Consider the following 25,220-nt stretch of genomic DNA (forward strand, 5'->3'; position numbering starts at 1 on the left):
GCTTGCCGGGAAGCCCGAAATTATACGGCCAACGTGTGCTGGCCGCCCCAAGACAATGCTGCATGCGGCGGATTTCCGCCGTTTTTTTATTGCTTAGATGACATCGATAGCCTCCTCGGCGGACGCGTCCGCTCACCACGAGCCGCAATGGGCGGCGGCACTCTTCATTCTCCTGGGCGCTTCGGTCTGGGGCATTTCCTGGTATCCGTACCGGCTGCTGGCCGGCTGGGGGCTCGGCAGCATGCTGGCCTCGTCGATGACGGGTGCCGCTGCGGCCGTGCTGGCCGCCGTAGTGCTGCGTCGTCACTTTTCGACGTTCCATTGGTCGTGGCTGATCCCGGCGCTCGGGATCGCGGCGGGCATCACCAACGCGGGCTTCGTCTGGGGCACGGTGCACGGCACGGTCATGCGGGTGCTGCTGCTGTTCTATCTGACGCCCGTGTGGACGGCGCTGCTCGCGCGCCTGTGGCTGCACGAGCGGCTGGGCTGGCGTGGCGGCGTGCTGCTCGCGCTGGCGCTGTCGGGGGCGGTGATGATGCTGTGGTCGGGCGAGGCCGGCACGCCGTGGCCCGGTTCAGCGGCGGAATGGGCGGGGCTGATTGCAGGGCTGGCATTTGCGTGCAACAACGTGCTGTCACGCCTGGCGGGGCAGCGTCATCCGACCATGCGCCCGGAGATGCGGACCGTGGTCGTCTTCACCGGCTGCGCGTTGGTGGGTTTTCCGGCTGCGCTGATGCTCGATGGCGTGCGCACGGTGCCGGCGGCTTTTTCCCAGGGCAATACGTGGCTGCTGCTGGCGGGCATGGCCTGCGTACTGGTCGGCGGCAATGCGCTGGTGCAGCGCGGCCTGCAACGCTTGCCGGCCAATCGCGCGGCGCTGCTGATGCTGTTTGAAATCGTGGTGGCAGCCGTGTCGTCGGCGCTGCTGACAGCGGAGCGCCTGTCTCCCCAAGAAATGCTGGGTGGCGCTTGCATCATCCTGGCGGGCGCGCTGTCGGGGCTGTTGCGGCGCAAGTAGGCTGCAGGTGTTTCGCAAATCAACCGAGGGGTTGCCGATGTTGCTTCGTTCGATTGCCATCGCGCTGACGTTTGCGCTGTCGACAGCCGCTGCGGCCGTCGGCGCCGCTCCTGCAAAGACCGGCCCCGCGTATGGCCCGCGCCTGGAAGGCTTCGATTACCCGGCACCGGTCAAACTCTTCAAGTTCGAGTCGCAGGGCAATGCGTTGGAGATGGCGTATCTGGACGTCGCGCCCAAGCAGCCCAACGGTCAGGTGGCGGTGCTGCTGCACGGCAAGAATTTCTGCGCGGCCACCTGGGAAGGCACGATCGCTGCGCTCACAGGTGCCGGCTACCGCGTGATCGCCCCCGATCAGATCGGTTTCTGCAAATCGAGCAAGCCACGCGCGTATCAGTACACGTTCCAGCAACTGGCGAACAATACGCATGCGCTGCTGGCGTCGCTTGGAATCGAGCAAGCCATCCTGATCGGACATTCGACGGGCGGCATGCTGGCGACGCGCTACGCGCTGATGTATCCGAATGCGGTGTCGCGGCTGGTGATGATCAACCCGATCGGCCTGGAAGACTGGAAGGCCAAAGGCGTGCCGTCCCTGACCGTCGACCAGTGGTTCGCGCGTGAAAAGCAGACCACCGCCGAGCGCATCCGCGCCTACGAGCAATCCACGTACTACGCCGGGCAATGGCGCACGCAATACGAACCGTGGGTGCAGATGCTGGCCGGCATGTACCGCGGCCCGGGGCGCGATCTGGTGGCGTGGAATTCCGCGCTGCTGTACGACATGATCTACACGCAGCCCGTCGTCTATGAGTTCGGCCAGTTGCGCCCCCCGACGCTGCTACTCGTCGGCCAGAAAGACACCACCGCCATCGGCAAGGACGCCGCGCCGCCGGAAGTGCGCGCACAGCTGGGCCATTACCCCGAGCTTGGCCGGGCGGCCGCCAAGGCCATCCCCCGCGCGACGCTGGTGGAATTGCCGGATGCGGGCCATGCGCCACAAATCCAGGATCCTGACGCGCTGCACAATGCGCTGCTCGCTTGGCTCGCCGCCCCGGAACGCTCGCGCACGCGCCGTCCGGACTGACGCTATTTGTCAAGAAGGTGAAACTGCTTACAAATCCGCAGCAATTTGCCTTCCTGCGCTGCAAATTTCGTCCATTTTTGTAGCGATTTGATTGGCGGGGGGCAGGGGTGCGAATGGTATGATGGCGCCATCCGCGCCCTTGGGGCGTGCCTTGCCACTTCACGTTTTACGGTGAAGATGTGACGATAAAGGCGCGTTCCTTGGGCGCCCGCTTTATCCCCTTTTCTGATCCCTTCGAGACGAACACAACGTGCGCCTCTCTTCGATCAAGCTCGCAGGCTTCAAGTCTTTCGTCGATCCGACCAATTTCCATGTTCCGGGCCAGCTTGTCGGCATCGTCGGCCCGAACGGTTGCGGTAAATCCAACATCATCGATGCCGTGCGCTGGGTGCTCGGCGAATCACGCGCCGCGGAACTCCGTGGCGAGTCGATGCAGGACGTCATCTTCAACGGCTCGACCCAGCGCAAGCCGGCTGGCCGCGCCAGCGTCGAACTCGTCTTCGACAACGCGGAAGGCCGCGCCGCCGGCCAGTGGAGCCAATACGCCGAAGTGGCGGTCAAGCGCGTGCTCAGCCGCGACGGTACCTCCTCGTACTTCATCAACAACCAGGCGGTGCGCCGTCGCGACATCCAGGACATCTTCCTCGGCACGGGCCTCGGGCCGCGCGCCTACGCCATCATCGGGCAGGGGATGATCTCTCGCATCATTGAGGCCAAGCCCGATGACATGCGCATCTTCCTGGAAGAGGCCGCGGGGGTGTCGAAGTACAAGGAACGTCGCCGCGAAACCGAAAACCGTCTCTCCGATACGCGCGAAAACCTCACGCGTGTGGAAGACATCCTGCGCGAACTGGGCACCAACCTCGAAAAGCTCGAGGGCCAGGCCGAAGTCGCGCAGCGCTTCCAGGCGCTGCAGGCCGACGGCGAAGAGAAGCAGCACTTGCTGTGGCTGCTGCGCAAGCGTGAAGCGCAAGCCGAGCAGGAACGGCATCAGCGCGCCATCGAACAGGCGCAGATCGACCTGGAAGCGCAGACCGCGCAGTTGCGCCATATCGAGGCCGAACTCGAAACGATGCGCGTTGCGCATTACGCGTCGTCCGATGCGATGCATGCGGCGCAGGGCGCGCTCTACGAAGCCAACTCCGAAGTCAGCCGCCTGGAAGCCGAGATCCGCTACGTGGTGGAATCGCGCAACCGCATCCAGCAGCAAATCGCCACGCTGACCGCGCAGCAGGAACAGTGGCATACGCAGGGCGAGCAGGCGCAGGAAGACCTGGCCGCGGCCGAGGAAGAGCTGGCCATGGCCGAGGAGCGTGCCGCGCAGGCCGCCGAGGACGTCGCGCGCAAAGCCGACGAACTGCCCGCCATGGAAGCGCAATGGCGTGATGCGCAGACTGCGCTGAACGACCAGCGCGCTGCGATCCTGCAATCGGAACAGGCGCTCAAGCTCGAAGCCGCGCACCAGCGCAATGCCGATCAGGCCGTGCTGCAGCTCGAGCAGCGCCGCGAACGTCTGACGCAGGAGTCCTCGGGCCTCGACAAGCCGGACGACGTGCAGCTCGAAACGCTGCGTGCCGAACTGGCGGAGCAGGAAGAGGTGCTGGCCGAAGCGCAAGCCGGGCTGGAAGACGCCGAGACGCAGGTGCCGCAGCTCGACGAGGCACGCCGTGCCGCGCAAGACCGTGTGCAATCCGAAGCCGCCGCCATCGCCAGCTTGGAAGCCCGCCTCGCCGCGCTCAAGCAGCTGCAGGAGAACGTACAGACCGACGGCAAGGTCCAGCCGTGGCTGGCCAAGCATGAACTGAGCGAGCTGCCGCGCTTCTGGAAGAAGCTGCAGATCGAGCAGGGTTGGGAACCCGCACTCGAAGCGGTGCTGCGGGAAAAGCTTGGCGCGCTCGAAGTCTCCAACCTGGATTGGATCAAGGCGTTTGCGGCCGACGCGCCGCCCGCCAAGCTCGCCTTCTATGCGCCGCCGCCCGCAGCGCGTCCGGTGGAAACGCCGGCCGGGTTGCGGCCGCTGATGTCGCTGGTGCAAGTGACGGAGCCGGGCATGCGTGCCGTGCTGCAAGACTGGCTGGCCGACGTCTATGTCGCCGACGATATGCAGGCTGCGCTCGCCGCGCGCCAGACGCTGCCGGAAGGCGGCACGTTTGTCGTCAAGGCCGGGCACTTGATCGGCCGGTCGTCGGTGCAGCTGTACGCGCCCGATTCCGAACAGGCCGGCATGCTGGCGCGCGCGCAGGAAATCGAAAACCTGAACAAGCAGGTGCGTGCGCAGATGCTGCTGGCAGACGAAGCCAAGAGCGCTGCCGTGCGCGCTGAAGCGGCGTACAGCCAGGCCAGCCAAAACCTCACGCAGGTGCGCGCCCGTGCCGAGCAGGCCACGCGCCGCGTCCACGTGTTGCAGATGGATGTGCTCAAACTGTCGCAGGCGATGGAGCGCTACAACGCGCGCAGCGGCCAGATCGACAGTGAGCTGGAAGAGATTCGCGCGCAGATCGAAGAGCAGCGTGCCATCCGTGCCGAGTCCGAAGCGACGTTCGAGCAGCACGATGCGGCGCTCGCCGACATGCAGGCGCGGTTTGAAGACAACCAACAGGCGTTCGAAGCGCTTGAAGTTCGCCTGAGCGACGCGCGCAACGCCTTGCGCGATCAGGAGCGCGGCGCACAAGAGGCGCACTTTGCCGAGCGCAATCTGCAGAACCGCATTGCCGAACTGAAGCGCAACATCCAGGTGGCGAGCGATCAGGCGCAGCAGATCGTGCTGACGCTGGAGAACGCACGCGCCGAGCTGGAAACCATCAACGAGCAGACCGCGCATACCGGGCTGCAGGAAGCGCTGGAGCGCCGCGCCGAGAAGGAAGAAAAACTTGGGCAGGCGCGCATGGAGCTGGATGCGCTGACCGCGCAACTGCGCACGCACGACGAGCAACGCCTGACTGCCGAACGCGCCCAGCAACCGCTGCGCGATCGCATCACCGAACTGCAACTGAAGGAGCAGGCCGCGCGCCTGAACCAGGAGCAGTTCACCGAGCAGCTCACCGCTGCCAATGTGGACGAAGCCGCGCTGGCTGAACGCCTGACGGGCGACCTGAAACCTTCGTACCTGCAAGGTGAAGTCACGCGCATCAACAACGCCATCAACGCGCTCGGCCCGGTCAACATGGCCGCGCTCGACGAGCTGGCTGCGGCGCGCGAGCGCAAGGGCTTCCTTGATGCCCAATCGGCCGATTTGACCGACGCCATCACCACGCTCGAAGACGCCATCCGGAAGATCGATCAGGAAACGCGTGCGCTGCTCCAAGGCACGTTCGACCAGGTCAACTATCACTTTGGCGAACTGTTCCCGACGCTGTTCGGCGGCGGCCAGGCCAAGCTGATGATGACCGGCGAAGAGATTCTCGACGCGGGCGTGCAGGTGATGGCGCAGCCGCCGGGCAAGAAGAACTCGACGATTCACCTGCTGTCGGGCGGCGAGAAAGCGCTGACCGCCATAGCGCTGGTGTTTGCGATGTTCCAGTTGAACCCGGCCCCGTTCTGCTTGCTCGATGAGGTGGACGCGCCGCTGGACGACGCCAATACCGAGCGCTACGCCAACATGGTCAAGCGCATGTCCGACAAGACTCAATTCGTTTTTATTTCTCACAACAAGATTGCGATGGAAATGGCGCAACAGCTCATCGGTGTGACCATGCAGGAACAAGGTGTGTCCCGGATCGTGGCGGTGGATATGGATGCCGCACTGACCATGGCGGAGGCAGCATAAATGCAGGACAACAACCTGGTGATGGCCCTGCTGGGCGCCGGCGTGGTGTTTGTGCTGGTGATCGTTGTGTACAACCAGTGGCAGATCCGCAAGGCGCGCCGCCCCGAAGCGTACAACCCGCCCGTCGACGAGATCCCGCGCGGCGAGGGTTGGACCGAGCGCGCCGAACCCGCCCTGGGTGGCGAGCGTGATGACGCCAACCGCGTTGAACCGCGTCTCGAGCCTGGTTTCTCGGCGAAGGCGCACACGCCCGCCACGGGCAGCGCCGAAACCGAAGCGGGGGTAATCGGCGCTGAACTCACGCCCTCGGGCGACGAGGCTGCGCTCGAGGCCGCCGAGACGGAAGAGATCGCCGAACCAGCCCCGGGTTCGCTGGAGCCTGCAAACGGCGTGATCGATCCGCTGATCGATTGCATCGTGCCGCTGCATCCGGAACGCGAAGTGTCGGGCGACCGGCTGCTGCCGGCGCTGACCAAGCTGCGACGCGCGGGCACCAAGCAGATCCACGTGGAAGGTTTGAACCCCGCCGCCAATGCGTGGGAAGCCATCCGCGCCGGTCAGCGCTACCTTGACGTGCAAGTGGCCGTGCAGCTGGCCAACCGCACGGGCCCGCTGAATGCGCTGGAGTTCTCGGAATTCATCAACGCGATTGATCCGCTGTCGGAAGCGGCTGATGCCGTGCCCGAGCTTCCGGATATGAGCGAGACGATTTCCAATGCGCGCGAACTCGACGCCTTTGCCGCCGAGTGTGATGTGCAACTGGGCGTGAGTGTGATCTCCGATGGGGCGCCCTGGTCGGCGGCATACGTGCAGACGGTGGCCACGCAAGACGGCCTCGTGCTTTCGCGCGACGGCACGCGTTTCACACGCTTCCACGCGGGCGCTGACGGTGTGCAGCGCGCACTGTTCACGCTGCAGTTCGGTGATACCAATTTCCTGCGCGATGACCTGACCGTCAAGGCCGGCCGCCAGATCACGCTGTTGCTTGATGTGCCGGTGGCGGAAGAGGCAAGCAAGCCGTTCAAGCTGGTGTGCGAATACGCTTACACGCTGTCGCAGCGCATGGGTGCGCAGGTGGTGGATGACAACCTGCGTCCGCTGACGGAGCAATCGTTCGTCGCCATCCAGAAGCATCTGCGGGTGCTGTACGACAAGCTCGAATCGCGCGGCATCCCGGCCGGTTCCAGCACCGCGGTGCGCTTGTTCAGCCACTGACGGACGCACGATGAGTAAGACTGCGAAACCCGCGTCCGGCGCCACGCCCGAGGCGCGGGCAGCGTGGCTGCGCGCCGAGCTGAACCGCTACGCCCACGAGTACTACGTGCTCGACCAGCCCAGCGTGCCCGACGCTGAATATGACCGGCTCTATCGCGAGCTGGAAGCGCTGGAAGCCAATCATCCTGAGCTGAAGACGCCGGACTCTCCCACGCTGCGGGTCGGCGGGGCTGTCTTGCCCGAATTTGCGGCGGTCAGGCATGTCATTCCCATGCTGTCGATCCGCACCGAGACCGACACCACCGCCAACGGCGCGCGCGCATTCGACGCCAGCGTACGCCGCGAACTGGGCCTCGACGACACCGACCCGCCCGTCGAATATGCCGCTGAGCTGAAGTTCGATGGCCTGGCGATCAACCTGCGCTACGAGCGCGGTTATCTCGTGCAGGCCGCCACGCGCGGCGACGGCACCACCGGCGAAGACGTCACGCAGAACATCCGCACGATCCGCCAGATTCCACTCGGGCTGTCGCCTGTTGGCGGCCATGTGCCCGACGTGCTGGAAGTGCGCGGCGAGGTCTACATGCGCCGCGACGATTTCGAAAAGCTCAACGCCCGCCAGCGCGAGCGCGGCGACAAGACGTTCGTCAATCCGCGCAACACCGCGGCCGGCGCCGTCCGCCAGCTCGATCCGAAAATGGCGGCCGAGCGCCCGCTATCTTTCTTCGCCTATGGCCTGGGCGAGGTGGTCGGCTGGCAGGGCATGCCCGACACGCATTCCGGCATGCTCGACGCGTTGCAGGCGTTTGGTTTTCCGGTCAGCACGGAGCGCGCTGCGGTAAAGGGCGGAGACGGGCTGGTTACGTTTCATGAGGCTATCGGCGCCAAGCGCGACAGCTTGCCGTTCGATATCGACGGCGTGGTCTACAAGGTCAATTCACTCGCATTGCAGCGCGAACTCGGCTTTCGCACGCGTGAGCCGCGCTGGGCAGTCGCGCACAAATATCCGGCGCAGGAAGCGCTGACCACCGTCGAATCGATTGGCGTGCAGGTCGGTCGCACGGGCGCCATCACACCGGTGGCGCGGCTTGTGCCGGTGTTCGTTGGCGGCGTGACGGTCACCAACGCGACGCTGCACAACGAAGACGAAGTGCGCCGCAAGGATGTGCGCGTTGGCGACACCGTGATCGTCCGGCGCGCCGGTGACGTGATCCCCGAGGTGGTGGGTGTGGTGCTTGATCGCCGGCCAATGGATGACGTGCCGGGCAGCGATTTGTTCAGTCCGCAGCAGCGGCCGAAGTACCCGCCGTTCGAACTGCCGAAGACGTGCCCGGTGTGCGGTTCGCACGTCGTGCGCGAAGAGGGCGAGGCGGTGGCCCGCTGCTCAGGCGGGCTGTTCTGCTCGGCACAGCGTAAAGAGGCGATCCGCCACTTTGCCGGCCGCCGCATGATGGACATCGAAGGCCTGGGCGAGCGATACATCGACAACCTGGTCGAGCTGGACTACGTACACGGCATCGCGGACCTGTACAAACTCAAGCTCGAAGATTTCCTGGAAATGAAGCGCCGCGCAGATGAGCGCGATGGCGCGACACCGGAAACCGTCGCTGCCGGCAAGATCGCCACCAAGTGGGCTGAGAATCTGCTGGAAGGCATCCAGGCCAGCAAGACGCCGCCGCTGGCGCGTTTCCTGTTTGCGCTCGGCATTCGCCACGTGGGCGAGTCGACCGCCAAGACGCTCGCGGACTGGCTCGGCAGTCTGGCCGTCATCCGGCGCGCGCCGGCGCCGCTGCTGCTGGCGCTGCCCGACGTGGGTGCCACGGTGGCCGAAGCCATCGCCGATTTCTTTGCCGAACAGAAGAACCAGCAGGCGCTCGATGCGCTGCTGGAAGCCGGTGTTGCACCGCAGGGCGAGCACGCGCCAAACGCGAAGCTGCGCGAGAAACTGGAGCCAGCCGAGCTGTACGCCACGCTTGGCGTGCCCAAGCTGACAGCCGCGCGTGCCAGGCAATTGGCTGTGGCAGCGCCAACGCTTGCCCGGTTGGCCAGCGTGGAGTCCGATCAGTTGGCCGGGCTGCCGGCGGATGTGTCTGCATCGCTGCTCGAATGGCTGGGCTCGCACGACCATCGCACGCAGTTGGAGCGGCTCGACGCACTGCGCGACGAACTGCTTGCCGCCATGCCGGCTGAAGCCGCCGAAGAAGGCGTGCTGGCCGGCAAGACTGTCGTGTTGACCGGCACATTGCCGAACCTCACGCGCGATGAAGCCAAGGCCATGCTGGAAGCGGCGGGCGCCAAGGTATCGGGTTCGGTGTCGAAGAAGACCGACTATGTGGTCGCCGGAGAAGAAGCCGGCAGCAAGCTCGCCAAAGCCGAAGAATTGAACGTGAAGGTTCTGGACGAAGCGGGTATGCTCGCGCTGTTAAAAAAACCGGCGGGAGACCAGGCATGATCCGAAACATCCTCAAGATGGGCGACAGCCGTCTGCTGCGCGTCGCCAAGCCGGTCGAGCGTTTCCATACGCCCGAACTGACTGCCTTGATTGAAGACATGTTCGACACCATGGATGCGGCGCGGGGTGCTGGCCTGGCGGCGCCGCAGATCGGCGTGGATCTGCAAGTCGTCATCTTCGGGTTCGATCGCAATGACCGGTATCCGGACGCACCGGCGGTGCCGAAGACGGTGTTGATCAACCCCACCATCGAGCCGCTATCGGACGAGATGGAAGACGGCTGGGAGGGCTGCCTCTCTGTGCCGGGCCTGCGTGGCGTCGTGCCGCGCCATACGCGCCTGCGCTACACCGGCTTCGATCAGCACGGTCACGCCATCGACCGCATAGCCGAGGGTTTCCACGCCCGTGTCGTACAGCACGAATGCGATCACCTGCAGGGCGTGTTGTACCCGATGCGCGTGAAGGATTTCACGCGATTCGGCTTTACCGAAGTGCTGTTCCCGGAATTGCCCGCCAATTACGACGACTGATCGAGACTGCGGGAGCGTCGCACCTGCGGGGGCGGGTGGGCGCATGTTTCATCCACAACGGAGACGATATGAAGCGCGATGGTTTGAGGGGCTGGCGCGGGCTGGCGCTTGGGGTCGCCATGACGGCGATGCTGGGGTTGGCAGCGTGCGCGGGGCCGCAGGCACCTGAAACGACGGCGGCCGCACCGGTTGACCAGAAGCCTCAGGGCCCGGTCTGGCAACGCGTGCATCTGGGCACGGATGCCGGGGCCTATGATTTTCCCGTCTACGCCAACCATCCGCTCGATGGTGATCTGAGCAGCATCCGCGAAGTCGTATTCGTGCAGCACGGTCTGCAGCGCAACGGCAACGATTACTACACCGCGGGCGCCGATCTGCTTCAGGCCAGCGGCCGCAACCCCGACGAAGTCCTTTTGATTGCCCCGAACTTTCCTGGCACGCCCGATGAGGGCAAGGGTTTCGACGGCATGCCGGTCTGGTCGGTGGATGGCTGGATCGGCGGCTTCAACGCCACCAATGCACCGTACACCGATCTGAGCTCGCTCAAGGTGCTTGATGACCTGATCGGGTACGTGACTGACCCGGCGCGTGCACCTAACGTCAAGCGTGTTACGGTGGCAGGTCACTCGGGCGGCGGCCAGATCGTGCAGCGCTACGCCGTGCTCAACAACGTGGACGAAGCCATTCGCAAGCGCGGCATCGATCTGCAATACGTGGTCGCCAATCCGTCGTCGTATCTGTATTTCACTCCGGAGCGTCCGCGTGGCAAGGGCTTCGCGCGTTACAGCACCCGCGTCTGCCCGGACTACGATCACTACAAGTACGGCATGGTCGATATGGTCCCGTATGCAGCCGGCAAGACTGGCCGGCAGCTGTTCAACCGATATGCACAGCGCCACGTGACCTACCTCGCCGGCACCAGCGACAACGACCCGAACCACCGCGTGCTCGACAAGCTCTGCGGTGCCGAGGCGGAGGGCCCGACACGCCTGGATCGCGCACGCAACTACTGGCGCTACGAGCGGCATATGGCGGGGCGCAGGCGCATCAACCACCAAGCGCACGAAGTGGTTGGCGTGGGCCACGACCAGGCGAAGATGTTCGGCTCGCGTTGCGGTGCGCAAGCGGTGTTTGGCATGCCCGCATCGGCCAACACCACGGGGGCAGCCTGCCAGGCTCCGCGTCTGTGACCTAGACGGCAGGCATAAAAAAACCGGTCAGCGCATTGCGCGCTGGCCGGTTTTTTCTTTGTGGCAGAGGCAGCCTCAGAACTTCTCGAACGGCCCCAGGAAGCGCCACTGACCGACCGGCAGGTCGCCCAGCACAATGCTGCCCATGCGGATGCGCTTGAGGCCCACCACCTCCAGTCCCACCTGTTCGCACATGCGGCGGATCTGGCGTTTCTTGCCTTCGCGCAGCACGAAACGCAACTGCTCTTCGTTCTGCCAGCTCACCTTCGCGGGCTTCAGTTCTTCGCCGTCGAGCGACAGGCCAAAGCGCAGCTTCTCCATCAACTCTTCCGGGAAAACCTTGGAGATATCGCGCTCAACCAGGCCGTTCGGCGAATCCCACACCACGCGCACCAGGTATTCCTTCTCGACCGTCGAATCCTCGCCGATCAGGTGGCGTGCCACGCGGCCGTCCTGCGTCAACACCAGCAAGCCGGTGGAATCGATATCCAGTCGGCCAGCCGGCGCCAACGCCCGACGCTGCCAGGGCGCGAAGCGCTTGCGCGTGGGGTCGCCTTCCCACTGGTTTTCCGGCACGAATAGCGAAACGGCAGGCTGATAGCCGTCTTCTGCCTGGCCCGACACGTAGCCGACCGGCTTGTGCATCAGCACGGTCACGCGCTCGCCTTGCTCGGAGCGCGCCGACTGATGGATCTCGATCATCGCATCCGGCTTGACGCGCGACCCCAGTTCGGTGACGGGCTCGCCGTCCACCAGAACCCAGCCGCGCGGAATCCATTCATCAGCCTCGCGGCGCGAGCACAGACCCAGTTCGGACATGCGCTTGGACAGGCGGACCAACCCGCTCGATTCGGTTTGCTGCGCCGGGCGCGGTGCCTGCTCCTCGGCGTGACGCGGAGCGCGTTCCTCACGCTCGCGCTCGGGCCGTTGCGGACGGGCCGGACGATCTTCGAAGCGGCGCGGCGGACGATCATTGTCAAAACGACGCGGCGGGCGTTCGTCATCGAAACGACGCGGCGGGCGTTGGTCGCCATCACGACGAGGCGCGCGCTGATCGTCGCCATAGCGCCGCGGTGACCGTTGTTCATCGTCGAATCGGCGCGGCGGGCGTTGGTCGTCACCGTACCGGCGGGGCGGGCGCTCGTCGTCAAAGCGTCGCGGAGGACGTTGGTCACCATCACGGCGAGGCGCGCGTTGATCGTCGCCGTAGCGACGCGGACGTTCGTCATCGAAGCGACGGGGCGGACGTTGGTCGTCGCTGAACCGGCGCGGCGGCCGCTCGTCATCGAACCGGCGCGGGGGCCGGTCCTCGTCAAAGCGACGCGGCGGGCGATCCTCAAACCGGCGTGGAGGACGCTCGTCGTCGAACCGACGCGGTGGACGCTGTTCGTCATTGAACCGGCGTGGCGGGCGCTCATCGTCAAAGCGTCGTGGAGGACGTTGATCGCCGTCACGGCGCGGCGCGCGGTGATCGTCGCCATAGCGGCGCGGGCGTTCTTCATCGAAACGACGGGGCGGGCGCTGATCGTCGTTGAACCGGCGCGGCGGACGGTCATCGTCGAAACGTCGGGGAGGGCGGTCGTTGTCGAAACGACGCGGCGGACGTTCGTCGTCGAAGCGGCGAGGCGGCCGATCTTCGAAGCGGCGCGGAGGTCGCTCATCGTCAGCGCGACGGGGCGGGCGTTGCTCGTCATTGAATCGACGCGGAGGACGCTCGTCATCAAAGCGTCGCGGTGGGCGATCGCCTTGCGCGCGGCGCGGCTTGGCGTCGCGCGTCTGGCCGTCGTCGTCGCGGCGCGGAGGACGTGCGGGGCGCGGCGGCTTACCGGCGCCTTCTTCCGGCTTGGGGCGGCGCTGCGATGGACGCAGCGGCTGGCGCTCGCGGTTCAGGTCAGACGAGCGCAGCGGCTTGCCCGTGGAACGTACGGCATTGCCTTCGTCGTCGCGGCGCACGCCGAGCGTGGCGCGCTTGCCCGGGCGGGTAGCGCGCTGAGTCGGGTCGCTGGCGCCGCGCTTGTCGTCGTCGCCGGGGAAATCATCGGAATCGGTAGTCATGAATCTAGACCGGTAAGGCTGGCGCTCAGATGGCGAGCGCATCAAGCAGCTCGCTTTCAAGCTCGAGCTGCAGTTTGTTGTCCTGGGTCAGGCGAGTGCCATCGACCAGGAAGATGTCTTCCACGCGCTCGCCGAGCGTGTTGATACGCGCGGTGTGCACCGACACGCGACGGTGCGCGAGCACGCGGGCAATGGCGTAGAGCAGACCGGTGCGGTCCGTGGCAGAAATGGAGAGCAGGTAATACTGGCCGCGCTCGTCCGCACGCAGGTCGACGCGCGGCTTGATCGGGAAGCTGCGCGACTGGCGCGAGATGCGCCCACGCGGCGGCTCGGGCAGGGCGGTTTCGCGCGAGATCTGCTCGGCCAGCTCGTGCTCGACCAGCGTGATGATGTCGCGGTAATGCCCGGGTTCTACCAGGCCGCTGCTGGGGTCGGCCACCTGGAAGGTGTCGAGCGCGTAGCCGTGTTTGGTAGTGTGGATCTTCGCGTCCAGAATCGTCAGGCTCTTGCGCTCGAAGTAGCCGCAGATGCGTGCGAAAAGATCGGGCCGGTCCGGCGAATACACCGCCACCTGCAGGCCGACGCCCGCCGGTGAAGTGCGTGCACGCACGATCGGGATCGTCGTGTCGACGCGGTTGTAGAAGTGCCGCGTGAACCAGGCAATGTCGCGCGCGTCGTGACGCAGGAACACGCCCACGTCGAGCTGCTTCCACAGGGCTTCGTGCGCAGTGTCGTCCAGCGCGGCCAGACGCAGCAGTGCGCGCGCTTCTTCCTTGCGGCCTTCGAGCACGGCGTGCGGGTCCGTGGTGGCGCCGCCCAGCACGCGCAGCGTCATGCGATACAGATCTTCCAGCAGCTTGCCCTTCCAAGCGTTCCACACCTTCGGGCTGGTGCCACGGATGTCGGCAACGGTCAGCAGATACAGCGCGGTCAAACGACGCTCAGTGCAGACCAGATCGGCAAATTGACGGATGACGTCCGGGTCGCCCAGGTCCTGCTTCTGCGCGACCTGGCTCATGGTCAGATGGTGTTCGACCAGCCAGACGATCAGGTCGGCGTCTTCCTTGGCGATGCCATGTTCCTTGCAAAAGCGCCGCGCGTCGGACATGCCGAGCACGGAGTGGTCACCGCCGCGTCCTTTCGCAATGTCATGGAAGAGCGCCGCCACGGTCAACACCCACGGCTTGTCGAAGTTCGCCATCAACTGGCTGCAGAACGGGAACTCGTGCGTGTGCTCGACGATGGCGAAGCGGCGGATGTTGCGCACCACCATCAGGATGTGCTGATCGACCGTGTAGACGTGAAACAGGTCGTGCTGCATCTGCCCGACGATGCGGCGGAAGTTGACCAGGTAGCGGCCGAGCACGCTGGTCTGGTTCATCAGGCGCAGCGCGTGTGTGATGCCCTGCGGCTGTTGCAGGATCGACAGGAACAGCGCGCGATTGGCCGGATCCTTGCGCCACTTGGCATCCATCAACGTCCGCGCGTTGTAGAGCGCGCGCATCGTGCTGGCTGCCAATCCCTTGATACCTCGCGTCTGCTCGTACAGCAGGAACGTTTCAAGAATGGCCGTCGGCTCGCGCTGGTAGAGATCGGCGTCGGCAATTTCGAGCATGCCTTGCCGCTCGACAAAACGATCGTTGATCTTGCGCGTGATACCCAGCTCGCTCGGGAACAGCTTCGCTTCGATGTTCTGCAGCACCACGGTATTGAGCTGCGTAACGGCCTTGGCGACCCAGTAATAGCGGCGCATGAGTTGTTCGCTCGCGCGCTTGGCGGTGGTCGGGCGGTAGCCGAACGATTCGGCCAGTTGTGTCTGCAGGTCGAACACCAACACGTCCTGCCGACGCCCGGCAAGCAGGTGCAGGCGCGCCCGTACGGTTTTGAGCAGGCGCTCATTGCTGACCAGTTCCTGCGCTTCACGGCGCGTGAGCAGACCGTTAGCCAGCAGCTCGTTCCAGCTCGAACCGAAGCCGGCTGCGCGCGTCATCCACAGAATCACCTGCAGATCGCGCAGGCCGCCGGGGCTTTCCTTGCAGTTCGGTTCAAGCGAATAGGGCGTGTCCTGGTACTTGGCATGCCGCTGGCGCATTTCCAGCAGTTTCGACTGGAAGAAATCTGCCGCGTCGAGGTGGCCTTGATAGTGCGTCTCAAACGTGCGGTACAAGCCTTCGTCGCCGGTCAGCAGGCGCGCTTCCAGCAAGGACGTGCGTACCGTTACGTCTTGTGCGGCCTCACTGATGCATTCGTCGACCGTGCGCACCGACGAGCCGATGTCCAATCCCATGTCCCAACAACGGCCGATGAAGGCCTCCAGCCGGGCCTCCAATGCCTTGTCTGCGGTGCCCGGCAGCAACAGGAGGATGTCCACATCGGAATGCGGAAACAGCTCGCCGCGCCCGTAGCCGCCCACGGCAATCAGCGCACAGTCGCCAGGCATCTGCTCTTCCTGCCAGAGCCGTACGAGCGCACGGTCGACCGCGCGCGCCAGCTTGGTCACGAGCTGCTGAACATTGGCGTGCTGGTCGAACTGCGCGAACAGGTGCGCGCGCTCAGCTTTCAGGGCGTCGCGCGGATGGGCGTCTTCGGCAGGGGCGGCGGCAGCGGAGGGCATGAGCGGAGCGTGAATGAAACAGCGACCGGAACGAGCCGGTCGCTGCAAGAGTTGAGCCGGTGCGAGGCGAGATCAGCGTGACGGTGCTGCCGCTGACGGTGCGGCTCGCCCGCGAGGATCAGGCCGTGGCCGGCGCGCCTTCGTGTACGAATTCCGGTGCCGGGGGCGTCAATGCCGACACGGTCAGCACTTCGTGGCCGGTTTCCGTCACCAGAAGCGTATGTTCCCACTGCGCCGACAGGCTGCGGTCGCGCGTCTTGACGGTCCACTGGTCAGGCATCGTGCGGATGTCGCGCTTGCCCGCGTTAATCATCGGTTCGATCGTGAAGATCATGCCCGCCTTCAGCTCCATCCCCGTGCCAGGGCGGCCGTAGTGCAGGATCTGCGGATCTTCGTGGAATTTCTTGCCGATGCCGTGGCCGCAATATTCGCGCACCACGCTATAGCCGGCGGCTTCAGCATGTTGCTGGATCACGTGGCCGATGTCGCCCAAGCGTGCGCCCGGGCGCACCGCGGCGATGCCCTTCCACATGCATTCGAACGTCACCTGCGTCAGGCGTTTGGCCAGAATCGATCCTTCGCCAACAACGAAGGTGCGGCTCGTATCGCCGTAATAGCCTTCCTTGGTGATGACCGTGATGTCGAGGTTGACGATGTCGCCGCTCTTGAGCACCTTGTCGCCCGGAATGCCGTGGCAAATCACATCGTTGACCGACGTGCAGATCGATGCCGGGAATGGCGGATAGCCCGGCGGCGCATAGTTCAGCGGTGCCGGCACGGTGCCTTGCACGTCACGCATGTAGGCATGGCAAAGTTGGTCCAGCTTGCCCGTGGTCACGCCGGGCACGACGAACGGGGTGATGTAGTCCAAAACTTCGGACGCAAGCCGGCAGGCTACGCGCATGTGCGCAATGTCTTCGGCGGTGTGAATGGTAACGGCCATGCTGTGACTCTTTCTGCACGCAGGCGCGCGAAGCGCCGCGTCGTGGCTAAAGTGTGAATTATCGCACCAAAGCGCCCCGGCCGGTGTTTTCGGGCGCTGGGCGCCGCCCTCAGCCTGTTCGTTGCGAATGCTTGGAAGGTCTTGAGTCGATTGGGTTTTTGCCGCTATAATCGCTGGCTAAGCAGTCACTGGCCGTGTGGCCGGTGGCGCTTGAAATCGCGAGCCGCTTCACCGCGGGTGTTTTTCGTATCGCATGCGAAAGATGTCTGAGGCGGCTTTAGACCTAACCCGACTGGAGAATTTCATGTCCGTGACCATGCGCGAAATGCTGGAAGCCGGTGTCCACTTTGGCCACCAGACCCGCTTCTGGAACCCCAAGATGGCCCCCTTCATCTTCGGCCATCGCAACAAGATTCACATCATCAACCTGGAAAAGACGCTGCCGATGTACCAGGACGCACTGAAGTACGTGCGCCAACTGGCAGCCAACCGGGGCACCATCCTGTTCGTCGGCACGAAGCGTCAATCGCGCGAGATCCTGGCTGAGGAAGCTGCTCGCGCAGGTATGCCGTTTGTCGACAGCCGCTGGCTCGGCGGCATGCTGACCAACTTCAAGACGGTCAAGACCTCGATCAAGCGCCTGAAGGACATGGAAGTCGCCAAGGAAGCCGGCGCGACCGAAACCATGAGCAAGAAGGAAGCGCTGATGTTCGAGCGCGAAATGGACAAGCTGGTGAAGTCCATTGGCGGCATCAAGGACATGGGCGGCATTCCGGACGCCATCTTCGTGGTGGACGTTGGTTATCACAAGATTGCCGTGACCGAAGCTGCGAAGCTGGGTATTCCGGTGATCGGCGTGGTGGACACGAACCACTCGCCGGAAGGCATCGACTACGTCATCCCGGGTAACGACGACTCGAGCAAGGCTGTTGCACTGTACGTGCGCGGCGTGGCCGACGCGATCCTGGAAGGCCGTGCCAACGCGGTCCAGGAAGTGGTTGAAGCCGCTCGCGGTGGTGACGACTTCGTCGAAGTCCAAGAAGGCTAAAGACAAGAAGGCGTGCGCCCGCGGCTTGATTGCGCGGGACGCGTGCCAGGCCGCACCCGGTGCAAAGCATCGGGCCTAAGGCCAGACAGGGGCGCGTAACAAACGCCCCTTTTTTTTGAAATTTGTCATTCGGATGCCCCGCGCGCGTCGTATTTCGTGGGGGCGGCCGGATGGAAACCGGACGACAGGCCGGCGCGAAGCGAAGAATCCGCTTGCGACCGGACGACGATCTGAAACAAGGAGCATGAGAATGGCGGCAATTACCGCAAGCATGGTTGCAGAGCTGCGCGCGAAGACCGACGCGCCGATGATGGAGTGCAAGAAGGCCCTGACCGAAGCCGAAGGCAACCTGGAGAAGGCCGAAGAGATCCTGCGCGTGAAGCTGGGCAACAAGGCCGGCAAGGCTTCGAGCCGCGTCACCGCTGAAGGCGTGGTCGCCGCGTTCGTCGAGGGCACTACGGGCGCCCTGGTCGAAGTGAACTGCGAAACCGATTTCGTCTCGAAGAACGACGATTTCCTGGCCTTCACCAACGATGTTGCCAAGCTGATCGCTCAGAAGAACCCGGCTGACGTGGCGGCCCTGTCGGCCCTGTCGATCGGCGACGAGACGGTTGAAGCCGTGCGTACCCGCCTGATCGGCAAGATCGGCGAAAACATGACGATCCGCCGCTTCCAGCGTTTCGAAGGAACCCAGCTGACTTCGTATCTGCACGGCACCCGCATTGGCGTGATGGTGGCATTCGAGGGTAACGAAGTGGCGGCCAAGGACGCAGCAATGCAGGCTGCCGCCATGAAGCCCGTGTCGCTGTCTGCTGACGACGTGCCGGCCGAGCTGGTCGCCAAGGAGCGCAGCGTTGCTGAGCAGAAGGCGGCGGAATCGGGCAAGCCGGCGGAAATCGTTGCCAAGATGGTGGAAGGCAGCGTGCAGAAGTACCTGAAGGAAGTCTCGCTGCTGAACCAGCCGTTCGTGAAGAACGACAAGCAAACCGTTGAGCAGATGCTCAAGGCAGCCAACACGACCGTGAAGGCTTTCACGCTGTACGTGGTGGGCGAGGGTATCGAGAAGAAGCAGGACGACTTCGCTGCTGAAGTGGCTGCCCAGGTGGCCGCTGCCAAGCAACAGGCGTAATGCTGCGACGGCCGTCTCCAATGGTGCGGCGATTCGCCGTCCGGCGCAGGCCGGGAGGCGTCGTTTCCACCATCGGCGCAGCCGTATAATGCCGAACAAACAGGGCACCGAAAGGTGCCCTGTTTGCAGGTGCAGCCTGCTTGCGCGGGCATCGTTGGGGGATTTCCTGACGGCTTCCGCGCAAGAAGGTTGCGGGATGTGCGAAGTCCCCGCTTTGCCCATCGTTGTCATATCCGCAGCGTCATTTCCCCTTTCCTGTTTCCCGTACCAGGAATCGTCACGAGGATCTCCATGCCTGCCTATAAGCGCGTTCTACTCAAACTTTCCGGCGAAGCCCTGATGGGCGACGATGCCTTTGGCATCAACCGCAGCACCATCGAGGGGATGGTCAACGACATCGCTGAAATCGTGAAGCTGGGCGTGCAAGTGGCAGTGGTGATCGGCGGTGGCAACATTTTCCGCGGTGTTGCGGGCGGAGCTGCCGGCATGGACCGCGCCACGGCCGACTACATGGGCATGCTGGCCACCATGATGAACGCGCTGGCCCTGCAGGACGCCATGCGCCACGCCAACCTCGAAGGTCGCGTGCAATCGGCGCTGCGCCTGGACCAAGTAGTCGAGCCGTACATCCGTCCCCGGGCGATCCGCCAGTTGGAGGAGGGGAAGATCGTGATTTTCGCGGCCGGCACCGGCAATCCGTTCTTCACGACCGACACCGCGGCCGCGCTGCGCGGCTCGGAAATCGGCGCCGAGATTGTCCTCAAGGCCACCAAGGTGGACGGCGTCTACACCGCTGATCCGAAGAAGGATCCGAGCGCTACCCGCTACACCACCATCACGTTCGACGAGGCTATCTCGCGCAACCTGCAGGTGATGGATGCGACCGCTTTTGCGCTGTGCCGCGACCAGAAGCTGCCGATCAAAGTGTTCTCGATTCAGAAGCCGGGCGCGCTCAAGCGTGTGATCCTGGGTGAAGACGAAGGCACGCTGGTGCACGTCTAAAGCTGGCGGCAAGCCTGGTTGCGGGCACCTTTTTTACCGTTCGCTGACCCAGCGTAAATGGCGTTGGCGAGCGGCTTCCATGTAAAATCGCCTATTGTCTTTTTGGTCTTGCCGGTGCCCTGTGTCGTTTTCCGGGGCACAAGTTCGGCAGACCGCCGTTATCGTTCGGAGGAAGTATGAGCGTCGCCGATGTCAAAAAGAATGCCGAGCAGAAGATGCAGAAGTCGATCGAGGCTCTGAAGACGGATCTGGCCAAGATCCGTACTGGCCGTGCCCACACCGGTCTGCTCGATCACGTGCAGGTCGACTACTACGGCTCGATGGTGCCGATCAGCCAGGTTGCCAACGTGACGCTGGTGGACGCACGCACGATCGGCGTGCAGCCGTGGGAAAAGAAGATGGTGCAAGCCGTCGAAAAGGCCATCCGTGAAGCGGACCTTGGCCTGAACCCCGCCACCATGGGTGACATCATTCGCGTGCCGACCCCCGCACTGACCGAAGAGCGCCGCAAGGAGCTGACCAAGGTTGTGAAGGGCGAGGGCGAAGATGCCAAGGTCGCCGTGCGCAACCTGCGTCGCGATGCCAACGAACAGCTCAAGAAGCTGGTGAAGGACAAGGCCATCTCCGAAGATGACGAGCGTCGCGGCGGAGACGACGTTCAGAAGCTGACCGACAAGTTCGTCGCCGAGATCGACAAGCTGGTCGCCGAGAAAGACAAGGAAATCATGACGGTGTAAGGCCGTCTCCCGCCGCCGGCGCATTGGGCGCATGCGGTGGGAAGCCCGATTCATGCATATCAGTTCCACACTGGCGGTGCCCGACACCGCCGATACGCCGCGTCACGTTGCCGTCATCATGGATGGTAACGGCCGCTGGGCCACCGAACGGCGCCTGCCGCGCGTGGCCGGGCATAGCCGCGGCCTCGACGCCGTCCGAGCAACCGTTGAAGCGGCGGCACGCCGTGGTGTCGGTTACCTGACGCTGTTTGCCTTCAGCTCCGAAAACTGGCGTCGTCCTGCCGAGGAAGTCACCTTCCTCATGAAGCTGTTCATGACGGCGCTGCGCCGCGAAGTGAGCAAGCTGCACGACAACGGCATCCGCCTGCGCGTGGTGGGCGATCTGTCTGCGTTCAGCCCGCGCATCCAGCTTTTGATTCGCGAAGCTGAGGCCAAGACGGCTGCCAACCCCGGTTTGACCGTCACGATCCTCGCCAACTACGGCGGGCGCTGGGACATCCTGCAGGCCATGCGCGCCTTGCTGGCGGCGCAGCCCGGCATTGCGCCCGATGCCATCACGGAAGAGATGCTTGCGCCGTACATGGCGCTGTCTTACGCGCCGGAGCCGGATCTCTTCATCCGTACCGGTGGCGAGCAGCGCATCAGCAACTTCCTGTTGTGGCAGCTTGCCTATTCCGAGCTGTATTTCACCGATCGCTACTGGCCCGACTTCGATGCCGCAGAACTCGATCGCGCCTTTGCGTGGTATCGCAACCGTGAGCGCCGCTTCGGCCGTACCAGCGCGCAGCTCGAGCCCGATGTTCCCCCCGCGCTATCTGCCGGAGCCTGACACATGCTGCTGACTCGCGTCATTACCGCTGTCTGCCTGCTGATTGTCATCCTGCCCATTCTGTTTTTCGCGCCGCCCGCCGGACTGGCCGGGCTCGTGACGGTGTTTGCAGCCCTCGCCGCGTGGGAGTGGGGGCGTCTCGTGCGCCTGCCGGGCTGGTGGGGGCCGGTTCTCTATGCGGTCCTTGTCGTCATGCTGACGATCGCCTGGCATGACATTCCGGTTCGGGGTGATGTGCAGCCGCTGTTCCATGGTGCGGTGATCGCGTGGGTGATCGCCTGGGGGCTGCTCGCGGGCGGCGTGCGCGAATTGCATGGCACGCGTCGCGTCGTGTTCACGCTATTGGGCTTGGTGATGCTGCCGGCGTTCGTGCATGGCGCCGTTGAATTGCGCACGCACGGTGTCGCCTTTTTGCTCTCGGTGGCGTTGCTCGTGTGGGCGGCCGATGTGGGGGCCTATTTTGTCGGCAAGGCCATTGGTCGCCGCAAGCTTGCTCCGACCATCAGCCCCGGCAAATCGTGGGAAGGTGCAATCGGCGGTGCCGTGCTGGTTGTGGTGATTGCCGCCGTGGCTGGCATTACGCATTGGTTTGCCCCGACGTGGTTCTCTCACGAGTTCGACCAGCGCGGCGCGGTCGCCGCCCTTGGACTGACCATCTTGCTGGTAGCCGCGAGCGTCGGTGGTGATTTGTTTGAGTCCCTGCTCAAGCGTCAAGTCGGCATGAAAGACAGCAGCCGTCTGTTACCCGGCCACGGCGGCGTGCTCGATCGTATCGACGCGTTGCTGCCGGTGTTTCCGCTGGCTGCGCTGCTGATTTCCTGAGGCGTCCGAACATGATGCGTTTGACCGTTCTTGGCGCCACTGGCTCCATTGGCGACAGCACGCTCGACGTGGTGCGCCGTCATCCCGACAAGTACAGCGTTTTTGCGCTGACCGCCAATGCGCAGGCCGACAAGCTCGCGGTGCTCTGCCGCGAGTTCCGCCCGAAGATGGCGGTGCTCGGTTCGGCAGCAGCAGTGGATGCATTGCGAGACCAACTGGGCGCAGATGCTGCCGGCATCGAAATCCGTTCTGGCACTGAAGCGTTGGAAGAGGCGGCCGCCCACCCCGACTGCGATGCCGTGATGGCGGCCATCGTTGGCGCGGCAGGTTTGCGCCCGACGCTTGCCGCCGTGCACGCCGGCAAGCGCGTGCTGCTTGCCAACAAGGAGGCGCTGGTGATGTCCGGCGCGCTCTTCATGGATGCCGTGCGTCAGCATGGCGCCACCGTGCTCCCGATCGACAGCGAGCACAACGCCATCTTCCAATGCTTGCCGCAGCAAGTTCCGCAGTTCGCGCGTGGTGTGTCGCGCATCGTGCTGACAGCATCGGGTGGTCCGTTCCGCACGCGCGCGGTGGATTCTCTTGCGGATGTCACGCCAGACCAGGCTTGCGCGCATCCGAACTGGGTGATGGGCCGCAAGATCTCTGTCGATTCCGCCACCATGATGAACAAGGGGCTGGAGGTGATCGAGGCGCACTGGCTGTTTGGTGTGCCGGTCGAGCATCTCGAAGTCCTGATCCATCCGCAGAGTGTCATCCATTCGATGGTCGGCTACGACGATGGCTCGGTGCTGGCACAGCTCGGCAATCCCGACATGCGCACGCCGATTGCCTACGGGTTGGCGTATCCCGAGCGCATCGAAGCCGGTGTTCCGCTGCTCGATCTCGTCACCACGGGCGCGCTGACGTTCGAGGCGCCGGACCTGCGTCGTTTCCCGTGCCTGGCGCTGGCTTTTGACGCATTGCGCGCCGGTGGTACGGCGCCTGCTGCACTGAACGCGGCCAACGAGGTGGCTGTTGAAGCATTCTTGCAGCGCCGCATCCGGTTCACAGAGATTGCTGCCGTGGTAGACGATACGCTCGCGCGCACTTCCATCGTGCCCGCCGACTCGCTCGACACCGTTTTTGCGGCCGACGCCGAAGCACGTCAGCAAGCCGCACGCTATATCGCGACCGTATGCGCGCAACTGCCGGCCGCGTGAAAGCGCCCCGTCAGAGCAAGCGGGTAACATAGCGGCTTCGCGCGGGGCCAGCCCCGCACGTGCCCTTCAGTGCATCCGGAGAAGGTTTTGCAGACCGTTTTAGCGTTTGTCTTTGCGATCGCGGTACTGATCGTCATTCACGAGCTGGGCCACTACAGCGTCGCGCGTATGTGCGGCGTGAAAGTGCTCCGGTTTTCCGTTGGCTTTGGCAAGGTGCTGTTCCGCCGTGTCGGCCGTGGGCCCGACCACACCGAATGGACGATCTGCGCCATTCCGCTGGGCGGCTACGTCAAGATGCTGGGCGAGGGTTCCCGGGATGCGGAGAAAGACCCGCCCATCCTCCCCGAAGATCTCCCGCGTACCTTCGATCATCAGCCGGTCTACAAGCGATTCGCCATCGTTGCGGCTGGCCCGATCGCCAATTTCTTGCTGGCAATTGCGCTCTATGCGGTGCTGGCATGGGTCGGAGCAATCGAGCCGTTGCCTATCCTCGGCGCGCCGCCGCCGGGCAGCATTGCCGCTCAGGCCGACCTGCGTGCCAGGGACCGGGTGATCGCCATCGGTACGGACGATGAAACACCTGCGCCCGTGCGCAGCTGGAGCGATGTCCGCATGCGCTTGTATTCGGCTGGCATCGCAGGGCGCGACGCGCTTGTGCAAGTGCGCGGCACTGACGGAGTCGAGCGTACCGTCCGCCTGCAGGGCTTGCCGAGTGCCGCCCGTACGCCGCAGGCCGACGTGATTGACCAGATTGGTTTGCGCCTGCTTGGCGGTCCCGTCACCATCGTCGACGTACTGCCCGGCAGTGCCGCGGCGCGCGCCGGGTTGCGGGCGGGTGACCAGATAGTTCGCTTCGCAGGCCAGCCGGCCGATCAGGCGATGGACCTCATCCGCCAGATCCGCGCCATGCCGGAGCAGAACGCGTCGATCGATATCCTGCGCAACGATCAGCCCATGACGTTGCCGGTTCGGCCCGATGCAGACACCGATCCCAAGAACCCCACTGGCCCGAAGATCGGCAAGCTCGGCGCGCAGCTCAACCAGAAGGTGGAAACGGCGATGATCCGGGATGAGCCGGTCGCCGCCCTGGGCCATGCCGTGAGCGAGGTCTGGCGGACTTCGGTGCTGTCGCTGCAGGTGCTGGGCAAGATGATCGTTGGCCAGGCGTCGCTGCAAAACCTGAGTGGACCGATCACGGTGGCTGACTTTGCGGGCAAGGCGGCAAGCCTTGGCTGGCAGACGTTTGTGAGCTTTCTCGCGTTGATCAGCGTGAGTCTCGGCGTACTGAACTTATTGCCCGTTCCGGTATTGGATGGGGGGCATTTGCTGTATTATTGCGTGGAATTTTTGACTGGCCGACCCGTGCCGGAATCCTGGCAAACAGTCCTTCAGAAGATCGGCGTCGCCTGCATCCTGCTTCTCACTTCGCTCGCCCTGTACAACGATTTGAGTCGGTTGTTTCTGACTCGAGGCTAGACCGTATTCAAGTGGGTTCGGTAAGCCGCATCGTTGCCACCGGCGTGAGCGGGCAACTCAGGGTTTTGAAAACACTCAGAAGTGGATTCCGATTGAATCCAACTAGGG

The 25,220-nt window shown here is 64.2% G+C and carries 18 protein-coding genes; 15 read left to right on the top strand and 3 right to left on the bottom strand.

Annotated elements, in window-relative coordinates; genetic code table 11:
- Positions 1-97 precede the first annotated feature (97 nt).
- From ACTJK4_RS15650 to ACTJK4_RS15680, 7 genes are all read left to right on the top strand, one after another.
- Positions 98-1,018 (top strand): DMT family transporter, encoded by a 921-nt coding sequence (locus ACTJK4_RS15650; protein ID WP_440077026.1) that lies wholly within the window; start codon positions 98-100, stop codon positions 1,016-1,018.
- A 37-nt stretch (positions 1,019-1,055) separates the two neighbouring features.
- Positions 1,056-2,102: an alpha/beta fold hydrolase gene (locus ACTJK4_RS15655; RefSeq protein ID WP_440818323.1), complete on the top strand. Its 1,047-nt coding sequence runs from the start codon at positions 1,056-1,058 to the stop codon at positions 2,100-2,102.
- Between the two features lie 250 nt (positions 2,103-2,352).
- Positions 2,353-5,868 (top strand): chromosome segregation protein SMC, encoded by a 3,516-nt coding sequence (smc, locus tag ACTJK4_RS15660; RefSeq protein ID WP_440818324.1) that lies wholly within the window; start codon positions 2,353-2,355, stop codon positions 5,866-5,868.
- Positions 5,869-7,083, top strand: a complete 1,215-nt coding sequence (locus tag ACTJK4_RS15665; protein ID WP_440818325.1) for a cell division protein ZipA C-terminal FtsZ-binding domain-containing protein — start codon at positions 5,869-5,871, stop codon at positions 7,081-7,083.
- A 10-nt stretch (positions 7,084-7,093) separates the two neighbouring features.
- A complete protein-coding gene (gene ligA, locus ACTJK4_RS15670) occupies positions 7,094-9,535 on the top strand; it encodes an NAD-dependent DNA ligase LigA (RefSeq protein WP_440818326.1) in 2,442 nt (813 codons plus the stop codon).
- A complete protein-coding gene (gene def, locus ACTJK4_RS15675; RefSeq protein ID WP_045204116.1) occupies positions 9,532-10,065 on the top strand; it encodes a peptide deformylase in 534 nt (177 codons plus the stop codon). The genes ligA and def overlap by 4 nt, the downstream gene beginning before the upstream one ends.
- Positions 10,066-10,133: 68 nt before the next feature.
- Positions 10,134-11,255, top strand: a complete 1,122-nt coding sequence (locus ACTJK4_RS15680) for an alpha/beta fold hydrolase (protein WP_232042712.1) — start codon at positions 10,134-10,136, stop codon at positions 11,253-11,255.
- A 75-nt stretch (positions 11,256-11,330) separates the two neighbouring features.
- Here ACTJK4_RS15680 and ACTJK4_RS15685 read toward each other — a convergent pair whose 3' ends face one another.
- The 3 genes from ACTJK4_RS15685 to map all read right to left on the bottom strand — a co-directional run bounded on the left by ACTJK4_RS15685 (position 11,331) and on the right by map (position 16,867).
- A complete protein-coding gene (locus ACTJK4_RS15685; protein WP_440818327.1) occupies positions 11,331-13,352 on the bottom strand; it encodes a pseudouridine synthase in 2,022 nt (673 codons plus the stop codon).
- Complete coding sequence (locus tag ACTJK4_RS15690; RefSeq protein WP_440818329.1) at positions 13,336-15,924, bottom strand: [protein-PII] uridylyltransferase; 2,589 nt, start codon at positions 15,922-15,924, stop codon at positions 13,336-13,338. Before ACTJK4_RS15690 ends, ACTJK4_RS15685 begins: the two co-directional genes overlap by 17 nt.
- A gap of 118 nt (positions 15,925-16,042) precedes the next feature.
- Complete coding sequence (map, locus tag ACTJK4_RS15695; protein ID WP_260802539.1) at positions 16,043-16,867, bottom strand: type I methionyl aminopeptidase; 825 nt, start codon at positions 16,865-16,867, stop codon at positions 16,043-16,045.
- Between the two features lie 304 nt (positions 16,868-17,171).
- Here map and rpsB point away from each other — a divergent pair, with 304 nt between their 5' ends.
- From rpsB to rseP, 8 genes are all read left to right on the top strand, one after another.
- Positions 17,172-17,915 (top strand): 30S ribosomal protein S2, encoded by a 744-nt coding sequence (gene rpsB / locus ACTJK4_RS15700; protein ID WP_004626667.1) that lies wholly within the window; start codon positions 17,172-17,174, stop codon positions 17,913-17,915.
- Positions 17,916-18,165: 250 nt separating this feature from the next.
- Positions 18,166-19,044, top strand: a complete 879-nt coding sequence (tsf, locus tag ACTJK4_RS15705; protein WP_024975795.1) for a translation elongation factor Ts — start codon at positions 18,166-18,168, stop codon at positions 19,042-19,044.
- A 291-nt stretch (positions 19,045-19,335) separates the two neighbouring features.
- Positions 19,336-20,046 carry a UMP kinase gene (pyrH, locus tag ACTJK4_RS15710; RefSeq protein ID WP_009238238.1) on the top strand — a complete coding sequence of 237 codons (711 nt, stop codon included), beginning with the start codon at positions 19,336-19,338 and terminating at the stop codon, positions 20,044-20,046.
- Between the two features lie 176 nt (positions 20,047-20,222).
- A complete protein-coding gene (frr, locus tag ACTJK4_RS15715; RefSeq protein WP_092970556.1) occupies positions 20,223-20,783 on the top strand; it encodes a ribosome recycling factor in 561 nt (186 codons plus the stop codon).
- Between the two features lie 52 nt (positions 20,784-20,835).
- Positions 20,836-21,612 carry a polyprenyl diphosphate synthase gene (gene uppS / locus ACTJK4_RS15720; RefSeq protein WP_316881217.1) on the top strand — a complete coding sequence of 259 codons (777 nt, stop codon included), beginning with the start codon at positions 20,836-20,838 and terminating at the stop codon, positions 21,610-21,612.
- Between the two features lie 3 nt (positions 21,613-21,615).
- Positions 21,616-22,434 (top strand): phosphatidate cytidylyltransferase, encoded by an 819-nt coding sequence (locus ACTJK4_RS15725; protein WP_440818330.1) that lies wholly within the window; start codon positions 21,616-21,618, stop codon positions 22,432-22,434.
- 11 nt (positions 22,435-22,445) lie between these two features.
- Positions 22,446-23,636, top strand: a complete 1,191-nt coding sequence (gene ispC, locus ACTJK4_RS15730) for a 1-deoxy-D-xylulose-5-phosphate reductoisomerase (RefSeq protein WP_232042718.1) — start codon at positions 22,446-22,448, stop codon at positions 23,634-23,636.
- An 87-nt stretch (positions 23,637-23,723) separates the two neighbouring features.
- Positions 23,724-25,112: an RIP metalloprotease RseP gene (gene rseP, locus ACTJK4_RS15735; RefSeq protein WP_232043000.1), complete on the top strand. Its 1,389-nt coding sequence runs from the start codon at positions 23,724-23,726 to the stop codon at positions 25,110-25,112.
- Positions 25,113-25,220 lie beyond the last annotated feature (108 nt).

It is taken from the genome of Ralstonia sp. 22111, assembly GCF_052045895.1.
Classification (GTDB): domain Bacteria; phylum Pseudomonadota; class Gammaproteobacteria; order Burkholderiales; family Burkholderiaceae; genus Ralstonia; species Ralstonia wenshanensis.